This window comes from Rhodocyclus purpureus (assembly GCF_016653115.1).
In the GTDB taxonomy this organism is placed as follows: Bacteria; Pseudomonadota; Gammaproteobacteria; order Burkholderiales; family Rhodocyclaceae; genus Rhodocyclus; species Rhodocyclus purpureus.
This window is the reverse complement of the sequence record NZ_NHRX01000038.1, coordinates 1-14,366: the sequence shown is the minus strand read 5'-3', so window position 1 is coordinate 14,366 and position 14,366 is coordinate 1. Positions and strand designations below refer to the sequence as shown.

The 14,366-nt window shown below is 64.7% G+C and carries 13 protein-coding genes; 7 read left to right on the top strand and 6 right to left on the bottom strand.

What is annotated here, in order from left to right:
• Positions 1 to 339 precede the first annotated feature (339 nt).
• Entirely contained in the window at positions 340 to 990 is a 651-nt protein-coding gene (locus CCR84_RS07495; RefSeq protein ID WP_201211011.1) for a DUF429 domain-containing protein, read from the top strand.
• A gap of 77 nt (positions 991 to 1,067) precedes the next feature.
• Here the strand turns inward: CCR84_RS07495 and CCR84_RS07490 are convergent, their stop codons facing one another.
• The 6 genes from CCR84_RS07490 to rpmH all read right to left on the bottom strand — a co-directional run bounded on the left by CCR84_RS07490 (position 1,068) and on the right by rpmH (position 5,553).
• Complete coding sequence (locus CCR84_RS07490) at positions 1,068 to 1,409, bottom strand: hypothetical protein (protein ID WP_201211009.1); 342 nt, start codon at positions 1,407 to 1,409, stop codon at positions 1,068 to 1,070.
• A gap of 200 nt (positions 1,410 to 1,609) precedes the next feature.
• Positions 1,610 to 2,968: a tRNA uridine-5-carboxymethylaminomethyl(34) synthesis GTPase MnmE gene (mnmE, locus tag CCR84_RS07485; protein ID WP_201211008.1), complete on the bottom strand. Its 1,359-nt coding sequence runs from the start codon at positions 2,966 to 2,968 to the stop codon at positions 1,610 to 1,612.
• Positions 2,968 to 4,680: a membrane protein insertase YidC gene (gene yidC / locus CCR84_RS07480; RefSeq protein WP_201211006.1), complete on the bottom strand. Its 1,713-nt coding sequence runs from the start codon at positions 4,678 to 4,680 to the stop codon at positions 2,968 to 2,970. Before yidC ends, mnmE begins: the two co-directional genes overlap by 1 nt.
• Positions 4,681 to 4,764: 84 nt before the next feature.
• Positions 4,765 to 4,974, bottom strand: coding sequence for a membrane protein insertion efficiency factor YidD (gene yidD / locus CCR84_RS07475; protein WP_201211005.1), 210 nt, complete (start codon positions 4,972 to 4,974; stop codon positions 4,765 to 4,767).
• A gap of 4 nt (positions 4,975 to 4,978) precedes the next feature.
• Positions 4,979 to 5,392 (bottom strand): ribonuclease P protein component, encoded by a 414-nt coding sequence (rnpA, locus tag CCR84_RS07470; RefSeq protein WP_201211004.1) that lies wholly within the window; start codon positions 5,390 to 5,392, stop codon positions 4,979 to 4,981.
• A gap of 26 nt (positions 5,393 to 5,418) precedes the next feature.
• Complete coding sequence (rpmH, locus tag CCR84_RS07465; RefSeq protein ID WP_153117784.1) at positions 5,419 to 5,553, bottom strand: 50S ribosomal protein L34; 135 nt, start codon at positions 5,551 to 5,553, stop codon at positions 5,419 to 5,421.
• A 394-nt stretch (positions 5,554 to 5,947) separates the two neighbouring features.
• Here rpmH and dnaA point away from each other — a divergent pair, with 394 nt between their 5' ends.
• The 6 genes from dnaA (at position 5,948) to CCR84_RS07435 (ending at position 14,187) form a co-directional block, all read left to right on the top strand.
• The gene (gene dnaA, locus CCR84_RS07460) at positions 5,948 to 7,399 is read left to right on the top strand and encodes a chromosomal replication initiator protein DnaA (protein WP_201211003.1); all 1,452 of its coding nucleotides are present in this window, start codon (positions 5,948 to 5,950) and stop codon (positions 7,397 to 7,399) included.
• Positions 7,400 to 7,599: 200 nt separating this feature from the next.
• Positions 7,600 to 8,706: a DNA polymerase III subunit beta gene (gene dnaN / locus CCR84_RS07455; protein ID WP_201211002.1), complete on the top strand. Its 1,107-nt coding sequence runs from the start codon at positions 7,600 to 7,602 to the stop codon at positions 8,704 to 8,706.
• A gap of 91 nt (positions 8,707 to 8,797) precedes the next feature.
• Positions 8,798 to 11,269, top strand: a complete 2,472-nt coding sequence (gene gyrB / locus CCR84_RS07450) for a DNA topoisomerase (ATP-hydrolyzing) subunit B (protein WP_201211001.1) — start codon at positions 8,798 to 8,800, stop codon at positions 11,267 to 11,269.
• An 849-nt stretch (positions 11,270 to 12,118) separates the two neighbouring features.
• Positions 12,119 to 13,267, top strand: a complete 1,149-nt coding sequence (locus CCR84_RS07445) for an AAA family ATPase (RefSeq protein ID WP_201210999.1) — start codon at positions 12,119 to 12,121, stop codon at positions 13,265 to 13,267.
• Positions 13,267 to 13,875 carry a DUF4276 family protein gene (locus CCR84_RS07440; RefSeq protein WP_201210998.1) on the top strand — a complete coding sequence of 203 codons (609 nt, stop codon included), beginning with the start codon at positions 13,267 to 13,269 and terminating at the stop codon, positions 13,873 to 13,875. Before CCR84_RS07445 ends, CCR84_RS07440 begins: the two co-directional genes overlap by 1 nt.
• 60 nt (positions 13,876 to 13,935) lie before the next feature.
• On the top strand, positions 13,936 to 14,187 hold the full coding sequence (locus CCR84_RS07435; RefSeq protein ID WP_201210997.1) for a DUF1805 domain-containing protein: 252 nt from the start codon (positions 13,936 to 13,938) through the stop codon (positions 14,185 to 14,187).
• Positions 14,188 to 14,366 lie beyond the last annotated feature (179 nt).

Here is a 14,366-nt window from a genome sequence, read left to right as displayed (position 1 = left end):
CGGATGGACTCAATGAGAGGGCGGGAACCGCTCGCGGCAGTTTATCCCGCAGCCGGGGTTAGGCTGCGCTGAAGATGCTGGCTGGTTCCGCCAGCCGATGCCATGGAAGGCATTCGCGGCTGCCGCCCCTCCCACGATTGCCATGTGGCGGGAGCGCTTTTCGTGGGGGGGCCGTAAGGCCCGAATCAGGGGTATCCCAAGCTGTTGATCAGGCCATTCCTCCCCGGCGGCCTGCTGTCGCGCATAAAATGCCCTCCCCATCCCGGCAAGCACGCGCCGGCTGCCTGGAAGCGGCGCGCGCTCGCGCTTCGCCAACCTCCCCTCAGGAAGATTCGAACCGTGGCGCCTGCTGAATCCCCCGCAATCGTTGCCGGCATCGACATCGGCGGTCTCAGGAAGGGATGCCATCTGGTGGTGCTGCGTGGCCGGGAGGTGATCTGCAATATCCAGAGCGGTGACCCGCACGAGCTCGCGCGACAGTGCAATCAGCTTGGCGCGACGCTGGTCGGCATCGACTCGCCGTGTCGGTGGGCGCCAGGAATGGGGCGCCTGGCCGAAAGGGAGCTCGCCCGCGAGCGGATCTCCTGCTTCGTGACCCCCACGCGCGAGCGCGCCCTGGCGTCCACTTCCGGTTTCTATGGCTGGATGTTCAACGGCGAGCGCGTCTATCAGGCGCTGGCTGCCACGCATCCATTGCTCGAGGGCGAGGAATATTCCGGCGGCAGGGCCTGCTTCGAGACCTTTCCGCATGCCGTCACCTGGGCCATGCTAGGCGCTGGTGTCGCGTCGGCCAGGAAGAAGCGCGAGCAGCGGCGTGACTTGCTGGAAAAGGCAGGTATCGACACGCATTCGCTGAAATCCATCGATGACATTGACGCCGCTGTCTGTGCCCTGACTGCGCAGTACCTGTCGCTCGGGCAGGCGAAGGCCTACGGGGACGCAGAAGGCGGCTACATCTTCGTGCCTTTCGCCGCCGCTGTGAATTTCTGAAGCGCCCGCAGCGCGCCCCTTCCAGTCCCCTGGAAGAAGTCAGGCCGGGGCGCCACGGGGCGAACGCAAGGCGACGGCTACCAGTGCCTCGGGCCTCCCCCGTGCGGCTCGCCACGCCAGCCGCGATGCTGCGGATGGAAGTGCGGTGCGGGCCGTGGGACGTGGAAATAACGCGGGGGCGGCGGCGGCGCGTAGCTGCCGCCGTAATAGACCACCTGCGCCGATGGCGCTGTGTAGCCGCCGGGGTAGGCGGGAACGACCGCGCAGCCGGCCAGCGTGCCGCAGGCGATCAGCGCCGGGGCCAGCGCGCGCAGGGCGCCGCGACCGCCGTTCCATCCGCCCTGCCCCGGATGCGCTTTGGCCCCGCTCCCTACACAGGCGGCAACCAGGGCCAGCACCGCTCGCATCGTCTTGCGCATTGCTTCCTCCGCTCTGCGCGCCGCCGGCCGGCGGCGCTCATCCCGGATAACGCGGCGCCCGGGCTTGCGGGAGACGTCCGCCGCGCAAGGAAGCGTGAAGACTTGTGAGCAGATGTGCGTGAACGGCACTGGCCGATTCCGCCGCGTTCAGCAGCGGCGTGACGAAGATCGCGGGACGCTGCCTGAATGGGCAGGAACAGCTACTTGCCGATGCAGAAGCGCCCGAAGATCTCGCCGAGCAGGTCGTCGGCACTCACTTCGCCGGTGATGCTGGAAAGTTCGGACTGGGCGAGGCGGAGTTCCTCGGCGAAGAGTTCGAGGCGCGGCAACTGCGCCCGGGCCGTGTCGATGTGCAGGCCGGCCTCGCGCAGCGCGCGCAGGTGGCGTTCGCGGGCGATGAAGACGTCCTCGGCGGGGTGCCAGCCGACGATGCGCAGCAGTTCGGCGCGCAGGAAGTCGACGCCCTCGCCGCTCTTCGCCGACAGGCTGATGCGGACGGGCGCCGCTGCGTCAGATGCCTGATCGTCCGCCGGCGTCTCGATGCGTCCGGCGGGCACGCCGGCCAGGTCGATCTTGTTGAAGACCAGCAGGCGCGGCAGCGCCGCCGGCAGGCGCGCGAGGATCGCCTGTTCGGCCTCGCCGAGACCGTGCTGCGCGTCGATCAGCAGCACGGCCAGGTCGGCGCGCTCGATCTCGCGCCAGGTGCGCTCGATGCCGATGCGCTCGACCTCGTCGCTGGTTTCGCGCAGGCCGGCGGTGTCGATCACGTGCAGCGGCACGCCTTCGATCTGCAGGCGGGTCTTCACCGCGTCGCGCGTGGTGCCGGCGATCGGGGTGACGATGGCCAGTTCGTCGCCGGCGAGTCGGTTCAGGAGGCTCGACTTGCCGACGTTGGGCTGGCCGATGAGGACGACCGAGATGCCGCCCTGCAGCAGCCGGCCCTGCTGTGCGCGGTCGAAGACACGAGCGAGGCGCTCGCGCAGGCGTTGGAGGCGGCCGAAGGCGTCGGCGGCCTGCAGGAAGTCGATCTCCTCGTCGGGAAAGTCGAGGGTCGCTTCGGTGAGCGCGCGCAGTTCGGTGAGTTCGGCGACCAGGGCGCGCACTTCGTGCGAGAACTCACCCTGCAGCGAGCGCACCGCGCTCCTTGCCGCAGCCGCGGTGGCCGCGTCGATCAGGTCGGCGACGGCTTCGGCCTGGGCCAGGTCGATCTTGCCGTTCTCGAAGGCGCGACGCGTGAATTCGCCGGGTTCGGCAAGCCGCGCGCCGAGTTCGAGGCAGCGCCCGAGCAGGAGTTGCAGGACGACCGGGCCGCCGTGGCCGTGCAGTTCGAGCACGTCCTCACCGGTGAAGGACGCGGGCCCCGGAAAGTAGAGAACGAGGCCGCTGTCGATGACGCTGCCGTCGGCAGCACGGAAGCTCGCCAGGGTCGCGTGCCGTGCTGCGGGTGTCTTGCCGGCGATCTCTGCGGCGAAGCCGGCGAGATCGCCACCCGAAACGCGGACGACGCCGACACCGCCGCGCCCGGGGGCGGTGGCGATGGCGGCGATGGTGTTGCGCATCACGCCTTGGCGTCGTTGGCCGCCTTGGCGATGGGCTTGCCGCCCGACTTGCCGCCGCCCTCGATGTCGCGCGTGATCTTCCACTGCTGGGCGATCGACAGGAGGTTATTGACCGTCCAGTAGAGGACGAGGCCCGACGGGAAGAAGAAAAACATGGCGCCGAAGATGAACGGCATCGCCATCATGATCTTCGCCTGCATCGGGTCCGGCGGCGTCGGATTGAGCTTGGTCTGCACCAGCATGGTGACGACCATGATCACCGGCAGCACGTAGTACGGGTCGGCCGACGACAGGTCGGTGATCCACAGCGCCCACGGCGCGTCGCGCATTTCGACCGCGCCGAGCAGGGCCCAGTAGAGTGCGATGAAGACCGGAATCTGCACCAGCACCGGCAGGCAGCCGCCGAGCGGGTTGATCTTCTCGGAGCTGTACAGCTTCATCATCTCCTGGTTGAGGCGCTGCTTGTCGTCGCCGAAGCGCTCCTTGAGCTGCTGCAGGCGCGGGGCGACCGCGCGCATCTTGGCCATCGACTTGTAGCTGGCGGCGGAGAGCGGGAAGAACATCGCCTTGATGCCGATCGTCAGCAGGATGATCGCCCAGCCCCAGTTGCCGATGAGGTCGTGGATCTTCTCGAGCGCCCAGAAGATCGGCGCGGCGAGGATGGTCAGCCAGCCGTAATCGACGACCAGCGGCAGGCCTTCGGCACCGATGCCGCCGCCGGCGACCGGCTGCGCGAGTTGTTCGAGCGTCTTCTGGATCTGCGGGCCGGCGTAGAGCGGCGTCGAGATCTGCGTCTTTCCACCCGGCTCGGCGGCGGCGACCGGAAGGATCAGCCCGGCCGAGTAGAGCGGATCGCCGCTGCCCTCGACCTTGCGCACGTAGTACTCGCGCTGCGTTCCCGGAACCGGCGCCCAGGCAGCGACGAAGTAGTGCTGCACCATCGCCAGCCAGCCGTTGTCGGCCTTGGCATTGAACTTGGCCTTGCCCTTGTCGATGTCGGCGAATTCGACCTTCTGGAACTTGTCCTGCGTCGTGTAGACCGCCGGTCCGGTGAAGGTCGACACCGCCCAGTTCTCGCCCTCGGGCACGTGTGCGTCGCGCTGCAGCTGGTAGTAGGCGTGCGGCGCCAGCGTCTTCTCGCTGCCGTTGTCGATCTCGAAGGTGACGTCGATCAGGTAGCTGTCGCGGTGGAAGGTGTAGATGCGCGCGACCTTGACGCCATCGACCGCCGCCGCTTCGAGGCGCAGCTGCAGCTTGTCGCTGCCTGCGCCGAGTTCGCGCGCGCCGGGAACGGCGGTGAACAGCGACTTGTGCGTCGGCAGTCCGTCGCCGATCAGGCCGCTCTGCGCGGCGTAGCGGTGCTTGGCGCCGAACAGCTTGAAGTTGCTCGCCTTGTCCTCGACCGCCTTGTAATTGTTGAGCTCGAGGCCGACGATGTCGCCGCCGAGCGTCGACACTTCGGCCGTGTAGAGGTCGGTCTTGATCGTGATCGTTTCGGCCTTGGCCACGCTTGCCGGTTCACCGGCCGTCGGCACGGCCGTGGCGTCCTTCTGCAGGCTGACCGAAGGCTGCGGTGCGGCAGCGGCCGGGTCGGTGGTTGAAGTCGCGACGCTCGCGGGCGGCTGCGGGTTGCTGTATTTCGTCCACTCACCCCACAACAGGATCAGCGAGAAGAAGAAGACGAAGAGCAGGATCAGGCGACGGTTGTCCATGAACGGCCCAGGCGAAATTGATCGGAGTGAATCAGGAGGATTTGGCGGAGACGGGTCGGTCCGGCAGCGGCGGCAGCGCGATGTTCAGGGAACCGGATCGTAACCGCCCGCGTTGAACGGGTGGCAACGCAACAGACGGCGCAGTCCGAGCCAGGCGCCCTTGGCTGCGCCGTAGCGCTGCACGGCTTCGGCGGCGTACTCGGAACAACTCGGGTAGAAACGACAGCGCTGCCCGAGGAAAGGGCTGACCGCGTAGCGATAGAAGCGGATCAGTGCCAGGAGCAGTGCTTGCATCGTCTCAAGATCGAGGTGAAATGAGCTTGCGCAGCAGGCCGTCGATTTCCTGCGCCAGCGCTTTCCGGTCCAGCGGCAGCGTCGGTTTCGTCGACAACCGCAGGATCAGGTCGCGTGAGGGCAGTTGCGAACGGAGCAGCCGAAATTGCTCGCGCCCCAGCCGGCGGATCAGGTTACGATCGACCGAACGCTTCAGCAGGCGCTTGGCGACCACCAGCCCGAGCCGGGCGCCGGCAACTTCCTCGGCACCGCGCAGACGGTAATGTAGCAGGAAGTGACGACTCTTAAGCGCCCGCCTGAAACCAAAAACGGATGAAAATTCATCCGTTTTGGTGAGTCGATAACGCTTCGGGAAGGCCGCCTGCGGTGCTGCCTGCCTGCCTGCGCCGGGACCGGCGGATGCCGAGTCGAAGCTCAAGTCAGTGTCGGCAGCGGGCGTCGGCTTCAAACCGCCAGACGATGACGGCCCTTGGCGCGACGGGCACGGATGACGGCACGGCCACCGCGGGTGCGCATGCGGACGAGGAAGCCGTGCGTGCGCTTGCGACGGATGACGGAGGGTTGGTAGGTGCGTTTCATGATCGAGCCTTTTTGGATTAGAGCAAAAGTAAACGCGCAATTAGACTAGCTGGGCGCCGGTCTTGTCAAGAAAAATCGGGTAAATTGCCGAAGATTCCGATAGATACCCGAATCCGGGGAGTGCATGCGATCGCCATCGCCAGCGCGGGTCGCACGGCCGCCGTCGGCGCGGCCCGGGCGGGCGGCGCGGCCGTGAATTTTCAACAGCCTGTGGATAACATTCGGGCGAAGGGTTAAAATTGACGACCTTCGGCCGCCGGCAGCCGCACGAAATTCCGGTTGAAAACAAGGACAAGGCCGCGACCAGCGGCAGGCTGCGGGGGCGTCTTGCCGCGCTGCTCGCATCAGTCCGCCGCCACCGCGCCCTCCACCGTTGTACATCGATCGAGCCCGAATGAGCAGTTTCTGGAATTCCTGTCTGGCCCAGCTTGAAAGCGAACTGCCTTCGCAGCAGTTCAACACCTGGATCAAGCCCCTCCGTGTCGACGGCGAGGACGCCGTTGCCGACGAAGTGTCGTCGGTGCGCATCCTGGCGCCCAATGGCTTCATCCAGAAATGGGTGCGCGAGCGTTACGTCGTACGCATCGAGGAGATGGCACTGGCCTTCTTCGGCCATCCGGTCGCGATCGAGTTCGGCGTCGGTGCGGCGCCGCGTGCGCCCGCCACCGCGCCGCGCGGCAGCAGCGCCGCCCCCGAAGCGCGCCCGTCGGCAGCTCAGCCCAGGTCCGCGGACCCCGCCCCGATGAGGACGGCGCCCGAGCGCAGCGTCGAACGCACTCCGGCCGAGCCGCTGCGCAACCAGCGCGCGGCGAATGCCTACGAGAAATCGCGCCTGATCGCCGGCTTCACCTTCGACAACCTGGTCGTCGGCAAGGCCAACGACCTCGCGCGTGCGGCGGCGACCCGCGTCGCCAGCGATCCGGGCGGCGCCCAGTACAACCCGCTGTTCATCTACGGCGCTGCCGGCCTCGGCAAGACCCACCTGGTGCACGCGATCGGCAACGAGATCCTCGCCAACTATCCGGACAAGGTCGTCCGCTACGTGCATGCCGAGGATTACTACTCGGACGTGGTGCGCGCCTACCAGCAGAAGTCCTTCGACGTCTTCAAGCGCTACTACCGCTCGCTCGACGTGCTGCTGCTCGACGATGTGCAGTTCTTCAACAACAAGAACCGCACGCAGGAGGAGTTCTTCTACGTATTCAACGCGTTGATCGAAGCCAGGAAGCAGATCGTCATCAGCTGCGATACCTACCCGAAGGACATCTCCGGGCTCGAGGACCGGCTGATCACGCGCTTCGACTGGGGGCTGACGGTGCAGATCGAGCCGCCGGAAACCGAGATGCGCGTCGCCATCCTCAAGAAGAAGGCCGAGAGCGAGGGCGTCGCGCTCGACGACGAGGTCGCCTTCATCATCGCCAAGCACCTGCGCTCGAACGTGCGCGAGCTCGAAGGCGCGCTGAAGAAGGTGCTCGCCTACGCCTCGTTCCACGGCCGCCCGATCGACCTCGAGCTGGCGAAGGAAGCGCTGAAGGACATGATCGGCGCCTTCAACCGCCAGGTCACGCTCGAAAACATCCAGAAGACCGTCGCCGACTACTACAAGATCAAGGTCGCCGACCTGTTCTCGAAGAAACGCACGCGCGTCATCGCGCGACCGCGCCAGGTGGCGATGTGGCTCGCCAAGGACCTCACCGCGCAGAGCTACCCGTCGATCGGCGAAGCCTTCGGCGGTCGCGACCACACCACCGTCCTGCACGCGGTGCGCACGATCGAGAGCCTGCGTGCCAAGGACAATTCGCTGAACCACGACCTGCACGTGCTGCAGCAGGTGCTCAAGGGGTGAACAAGTCCGCTTGAAAGATGTGGGCGCCTTGTGGACAAGTTACCCAAGCGTCCCCTGTGGATAAGTTGTCCAAAGCTGTCCACAGCGCGATACAAGGTTTATGCAGTGCCGGAAAAGTTCGTCAAGACGCTGAAACTTCGCAACTTTTTTGAATCGTCCACAGAGTTGTTACGGCTATTGTCTTTATAGGGTTTTAATTCATGCTACTCATTAAAAGCCAACGCGATGCACTGCTCACCCCGCTCCAGTCGGTTTCGGGGATCGTCGAGAGGCGGCACACGCTGCCGATCCTGTCCAACGTGCTGCTCGAAAAGCACGGCGAGGCGCTGACCCTGCTCGCCACCGACATCGAGATCCAGATCACGACGACGACGCAGGCCGGGCTCGGTGAAGGCGACGGCGCGGTCACCGTCGGCGCGCGCAAGCTGCAGGACATCCTGCGCTCGCTGCCGGAAAGCGCCGAAGTGAGCCTGGTGCTCGACGACCGCCGCCTGCAGGTGCGCGCCGGCAAGAGCCGCTTCAGCCTGCAGACGCTGCCGGCCGAGGATTTCCCGCGCATGGCACTGGCCGAGGGTGAGACGAAGAGCTTCACGGTGACGCAGAAGGCCTTCCGCCGCCTGCTCGGCCAGACGCAATATTCGATGGCGGCGCAGGACGTGCGCTACTACCTGAACGGCCTCCTCTTGCTGGTGCAGGGCAGCGAACTGCGCGCGGTCGCCACCGACGGTCACCGCCTCGCCTACGCCAGCCTCGCGCTGGAAACCGAACTGCCGCGCCAGGAAATGATCCTGCCGCGCAAGACGGTGCTCGAACTCAACCGCCTGCTTGCCGACAGCGAGGAGCCGATGACGGTCGCCATGACCGCCAACCAGGTCCGCTTCAGCTTCGGCTCGACGGTGCTCGTTTCCAAGCTGATCGACGGCAAGTTTCCCGACTTCGACCGCGTCATCCCGACCTCGCTGCGCTACTCGGTGACGCTCAGCCGCACGGCGCTGCTGCAGTCGATGCTGCGCGCAGCCATCCTGACCAACGAGAAGTTCCGCGGCGTCCGCCTCGTCCTCGCCGACGGGACGATGCGCATCATCGCTGCCAACGCCGACCAGGAAGAGGCACAGGAAGAGATCGAGGTCGATTACATCGGCGAGCCGCTCGACGTCGGCTTCAACGTCAGCTACCTCGTCGACGTGCTCAACAACATGTCGGCCGAGATGGTGCAGTGGGGCTTCAACGACTCCAGTTCGAGCGCGCTGCTGTCGATTCCGGGCGACGACCGCTTCAAGTACGTCGTCATGCCGATGCGCATCTAGCGCCAGGCCAGACCCGCCGGCGCCAGCGCCGGCCCGCTGTCCCGCATTGCCGCCGGTCCTCCTCCGGCACTGAAAGAACATTGGATACCTCATGATCGAGCAGAACCCGCAAGTCGCCTACGACGAATCCAGCATCCAGCAACTCGAAGGACTGGAGGCCGTGCGCAAGCGTCCCGGCATGTACATCGGCGACACCTCGGACGGCACCGGCCTGCATCACATGGTGTTCGAGGTCCTCGACAACGCGATCGACGAGGCGCTGGCCGGGCACTGCGACGACATCGTGATCACCATCCACGCCGACAACTCGATCTCGGTGGCCGACAACGGCCGCGGCATCCCGACCGGGATCAAGTTCGACGACAAGCACGAGCCGAAGCGCTCGGCGGCCGAGATCGTCATGTGCGTGCTGCATGCGGGCGGCAAGTTCAACCAGAACTCGTACAAGGTCTCGGGCGGCCTGCACGGCGTCGGCGTTTCCTGCGTGAACGCGCTGTCGAAGTGGCTCAGGCTGACGATCGCGCGCGAAGGCAAGAAGTACCAGCTCGACTTCGCGCGCGGCGCGGTCGTCGATCGCCTGGTCGAGGTGCAGCAGGGCGTCGAGGTGTCGCCGCTGCGCGTCGTCGGCGAGACCGAGAAGCGCGGCACGCGCGTGCATTTCATGGTCGACGACGAGATCTTCGAGCACATCGAGTGGCATTACGAGATCCTCGCCAAGCGCCTGCGCGAGCTGTCCTTCCTCAACAACGGCGTCAGGATTCGCCTGATCGACCAGCGCAGCGGCAAGGAGGAGGACTTCGCCTTCGCCGGCGGCGTCCAGGGCTTCGTCGAGTACATCAACCGCAGCAAGTCGGTGCTGCACCCGAATGTCTTCCACTCGACCGGCGAGTCGCCGCTGCCCGGCGGCGGTAGCATCGCCGTCGAAGTGGCGATGCAGTGGAACGACTCCTATGCCGAACAGGTGCTCTGCTTCACTAACAACATCCCGCAGGCCGACGGCGGCACCCACCTGACCGGCCTGCGTACGGCGATGACGCGGGTGATCAACAAGTACATCGAGGAAAACGAGATCGCCAAGAAGGCGAAGGTCGACATCACCGGCGACGACATGCGCGAAGGCCTCGCCTGCGTGCTCTCGGTGAAGATGCCCGACCCGAAGTTCGCCTCGCAGACGAAGATGAAGCTGGTCTCCAGCGAGGCGCGCCCGGCGGTCGAGGAAGTCGTCGCCGCGAAACTCGCCGAATTCCTGCTCGAACGTCCCGCCGACGCCAAGGTGATCACCGGCAAGATCGTCGAAGCGGCGCGTGCCCGCGAAGCCGCACGCAAGGCGCGCGAGATGACCCGCCGCAAGGGCGTCCTCGACGGCGTCGGCCTGCCCGGCAAGCTCGCCGACTGCCAGGAGAAGGACCCGGCGCTGTGCGAACTGTACCTGGTCGAGGGTGACTCCGCCGGCGGCTCGGCCAAGCAGGGCCGCGACCGCAAGTTCCAGGCGATCCTGCCGCTCAAGGGCAAGATCCTCAACGTCGAGAAGGCACGCTTCGACAAGCTGATCTCGTCGCAGGAAATCGCGACGCTGATCACCGCACTCGGTACCGGCATCGGCAAGGAAGAGTACAAGCCCGAGAAGCTGCGCTACCACCGCATCATCATCATGACCGACGCGGACGTCGACGGCGCGCACATCCGCACCCTGCTGCTGACCTTCTTCTACCGGCAGATGCCCGAGCTGGTCGAGCGCGGCCACATCTACATCGCGCAGCCGCCGCTGTACAAGGTCAAGCACGGCAAGACCGAGCGCTACCTGAAAGACGACCACGAGTACAACCAGTTCCTGCTGCGCATGGCGCTCGACGATTCGACGCTCACGCCGCGCAGCGGCGCCGAGCCGATCAGCGGCAGCGCGCTGGAGACGCTGGCGCGCGAGTACCTGCTCGCCGAAGCGGTGATCAACCGCATCGCGCACCTGATCAACCCGGAAGTGCTGCACGCGCTGGTCGATGCCAACCTCTCGATCGACCTGTCCAGCCAGGCTGCCGCCGAAGCGAGCGCGGCCGCGCTGATGGAAGCGGTCGGCAAGAAGCTCGCGGTGAATATCGTCGCCCGCTTCGACGAGGCCGAGGAGCGCTGGCAGCTTCGCCTCGAAAAGATCCTGCACGGCAACCTGAAGGTCGGCGTCATCGACGACGACCTCTTGGGCAGCGGTGACTACGCGCAACTGCGCAAGACCGCCGAACTGCTCGCCGGCCTGTTCGGACCGGGCGCGACGATCAGCCGCAGCGAGAAGAAGCAGCCGGTGAAGAGCTTCGCCGAAACGATGCGCTGGCTCTTGAACGAGGTCGAACGCGGCATCAGCAAGCAGCGCTACAAGGGTCTCGGCGAGATGAACCCCGACCAGCTCTGGGAAACGACCATGGACCCGAACGTCCGCCGCCTCCTGCGCGTGCAGATCGAGGACGCCATCGCCGCCGACGAGGTGTTCACGACGCTGATGGGCGAACTGGTCGAACCGAGAAGGGCCTTCATCGAATCGAACGCGCTGGCGGCGAGGAATATCGACGTGTGAGTCTTGTGGGGCGGGATCGGCCGCTTCTCCGGGCTACCGTCCTTGCGCAAGGTGCGTCCACGCGGTGTCTGGCAACTTGCCTACTGACCGGCCAACTCCAGGGTTACGCACTGTATGGGTGTGAAGCTGCGAGGGGCTGAATCAAAGGCACTGTCGCGGAGTAGCAGCCGGTCATCGCGAGCCCGCAGGGCGTGGCGATCCAGCGCGTAGGGCTGGTATCGGATTTCCCGTGGAAGCGGGTACGTTCGCCGAGATAGAAAACGCACTGGATTGCCACGGCGTTGCGCGCCTCGCAATGACGGAATTGAGGCGACGGGATGCGTTTCATGTCCTGGGGTGGCTGCTTCGCCATGAGTGTTATCTTCTATCCAGGATAAAGAACTGCATTCCGTATTTTGTTTTTTAAAACATAGACTTACGAATATTTTTTTATCCGCTAGCCGCCAGAAGGAAGCGCATTACGCCGAGTTCAGCCCGGACGGACTTCGCCAGGTGCAGTGGGGGTCAGGTCTCGTATTGTTGCATCGTTGGCCGTGCTACCCAAGAAACTAGCCAAGAAACTACCCAAGAACGGATTCGCAGCTTGCTACGACAGCGAGAGAGAGCCAAGACTGACTCGCCGCGAGCCTGCCGAGCGCCTGTCTATGCTGCTGTCGAAATACGCGTGACAGCGCTCCCTGTGACATGGAAAGTTGCTTAAAATCAGCGAAGTATCAGGACATCGTCTTACCCGGGGTAATTTTTGGGCCGCCCACTGAGGAAAACGGGTACAACCCTTTGCTTGCCACGACCAGATGCAACCTGAAGAGACTGCTGGCAGCGCTTCCCGCGCTGTAAAGGAACGAGACAATGCTGGTTACCCGACTCAAGCTCAAGAACTGGCGGAACTTTCGGACGCTCGACGTACCCCTGCGCGAAGTCTCCTACCTGCTCGGCCCCAACGCATCGGGAAAGTCGAACCTGCTCGACGCGCTGCGTTTCCTGCGGGATGTGAGCAAGCCGAAGGGTGGGGGGCTGCAAACGGCGGTCGATGAGCGCGGAGGAATCAGCAAACTGCGCTGCCTGCATGCGCGCAAGGACAATGAAATCCTGCTCGATGTCGAACTCTCCGACCAGGTCGACGGGCCCGTGCTGTGGCGTTACGTCCTCGGCTTCAAGCCTGAAGGGAAAGGGGGGCAGCGCATCATGGTGTCGACCGAACAGGTCTGGCATCAAGGCGAGTTGATTCTCGATCGGCCGGGCGAAGCGGACAAGCGCGACACGCTGCTGCTCACGCAAACCCATCTCGAACAGATTCAGGCCAACACGAAGTTTCGCGATCTGGTGGACTTCTTCGGCGCGACCAGTTACCTGCACCTCGTTCCGCAACTGCTGAAGTTCGCCGACAAGATCGGCGGGCAGCGCCTCGAAGACGATCCGTTCGGACAGGGTTTTCTCGAACGCCTGGCCAAGACGCCGGAGCGCACGCGCACGGCCCGCCTGAGCAAGATCAACGCGGCGCTCAAGCACGCGCTGCCACAGTTCAAGGAGTTGCGTTTCGCCAAGGACGATCTCGGCCACCCGCATCTCGAAGCCTTGTATGCGCATTACCGACCGAACGCGGGGTGGCAGTCGGAAGAGCATTTCTCGGACGGTACCCTGAGACTGCTGGGCCTGTTGTGGGCCTTGCTCGAAGGCAATTCCCTGCTCTTGCTCGAAGAACCCGAGATCTCGCTGAACGATGCGATCGTCAAGGAAATACCCCTGATCATCAATCGCATCCAGCGCGACCGGAAGACCCGGCGGCAGGTCATCCTGAGCACGCATAGCGAAGCCTTGCTGAGCAATCCAGGGATCGACGGTCGCGGCGTGATCCTGCTCGCCAGCAGCCAGGAAGGATCGAGCGCGCGCACGCTCGAAGCCGACGAAGAGAATGCGCTGCTCGCCGGCTTTTCCGTCGCCGAAGTGGTGTTGCCCAAGACGCGGCCGGAAACGGTCAACCAGTTGGGTCTGTGGTGATGGCGCTGGTGGCCTTGGGCACCGAGGACGAATTGAGCGAGGCGGTCGGCGTTCGCCTGCTCGCCGAGCACGAACAATACTTGCAACCCGGCCTGCGCTTGCGGAAGTCCGGATTCGGCTATCTGCGCAGCAATGTCAAACGCTGGCGTGAGCTCGCCCAACGTCAGCCGGTCGTCTTGATTACCGACCTGGACCAGATCGCCTGCCCGCCTGCGCTCTTGAACGACTGGCTGGGCGGCCAGGCTCGTCCCGAGAATCTATTGCTGCGTGTCGCCGTGCGCGAAGTGGAAGCCTGGCTGCTCGCCGATCATGTGGCCATGCAGGGCCTGCTTGGTGATCGCGCCCGCCTGCCGCCGGCACCGGACGCCTTGCCCGACCCGAAACAGCACCTGCTGGGTTTGGCCAAGCGGGCGCCGAGGGATGTCCGACTCGATCTTGTCCAGGAAGCTGGAAGCGTCTCGCGTCAGGGGCTCGGCTACAACGCCCGCCTGACCGATCTGGTGCGAATGAGTTGGTCCCCCGCGCGCGCAGCCGAGCGCTCGCCCAGTCTGGCGCGCGCTCGACGCAGTCTCGGCGCGTTGGCCCGGCAGCTGCAAGAGCTAAACTGACTGGCCGGCGCAAGCAAGAAGGCCGTCGGCCCATGCCATTTTTCAGCTAAGGAGGTAAGCATGAACCTTGAAACCGTCCGCGTTGACTTCAAGCGTCCCCTGTTGATCATGAAGGCCCCGAACGGCTTTCTTGCCTGCGGCTATATCAATATCGAAACCTGCAACCGAACTGGCGATGCGTGTGCATTGGTGAATGCCGGAAACTTTGATGACATGAGAACGGCTTTGATCGTTGCCGTATCGCATCAAGCCGCGGCACTGGGTATTCGCATCGGCGATACCGGCGAATCCGCGCTTCTCAAAATGCAATGAGCGCTTAATTAATTTAAAACAGTGGCTTACGGAACATCTTCCTATCCGTTAGGGAAGCACTGATTTAATCGAAACCAGCCGACGCCTGCCGTCGGCAGCCGCTCTTTGAGATAATGACGCCCTGCCTCACGCTCGTGACCGACCATGCAAGCCACCTTCTCCGAACTTGAGTACAGCGC

Excerpts from the sequence above, each read along its gene's own strand:
- yidC (WP_201211006.1), bottom strand. The coding sequence starts at position 4,680 with ATGGACAACCGTCGCCTGATCCTGCTCTTCGTCTTCTTCTTCTCGCTG.
- CCR84_RS07490 (WP_201211009.1), bottom strand. The coding sequence starts at position 1,409 with ATGCGCAAGACGATGCGAGCGGTGCTGGCCCTGGTTGCCGCCTGTGTA.
- dnaN (WP_201211002.1), top strand. The coding sequence starts at position 7,600 with ATGCTACTCATTAAAAGCCAACGCGATGCACTGCTCACCCCGCTCCAG.
- gyrB (WP_201211001.1), top strand. The coding sequence starts at position 8,798 with ATGATCGAGCAGAACCCGCAAGTCGCCTACGACGAATCCAGCATCCAG.
- yidD (WP_201211005.1), bottom strand. The coding sequence starts at position 4,974 with ATGCAAGCACTGCTCCTGGCACTGATCCGCTTCTATCGCTACGCGGTC.
- CCR84_RS07435 (WP_201210997.1), top strand. The coding sequence starts at position 13,936 with ATGAACCTTGAAACCGTCCGCGTTGACTTCAAGCGTCCCCTGTTGATC.
- dnaA (WP_201211003.1), top strand. The coding sequence starts at position 5,948 with ATGAGCAGTTTCTGGAATTCCTGTCTGGCCCAGCTTGAAAGCGAACTG.
- rpmH (WP_153117784.1), bottom strand. The coding sequence starts at position 5,553 with ATGAAACGCACCTACCAACCCTCCGTCATCCGTCGCAAGCGCACGCAC.
- CCR84_RS07440 (WP_201210998.1), top strand. The coding sequence starts at position 13,267 with ATGGCGCTGGTGGCCTTGGGCACCGAGGACGAATTGAGCGAGGCGGTC.
- mnmE (WP_201211008.1), bottom strand. The coding sequence starts at position 2,968 with ATGCGCAACACCATCGCCGCCATCGCCACCGCCCCCGGGCGCGGCGGT.
- CCR84_RS07445 (WP_201210999.1), top strand. The coding sequence starts at position 12,119 with ATGCTGGTTACCCGACTCAAGCTCAAGAACTGGCGGAACTTTCGGACG.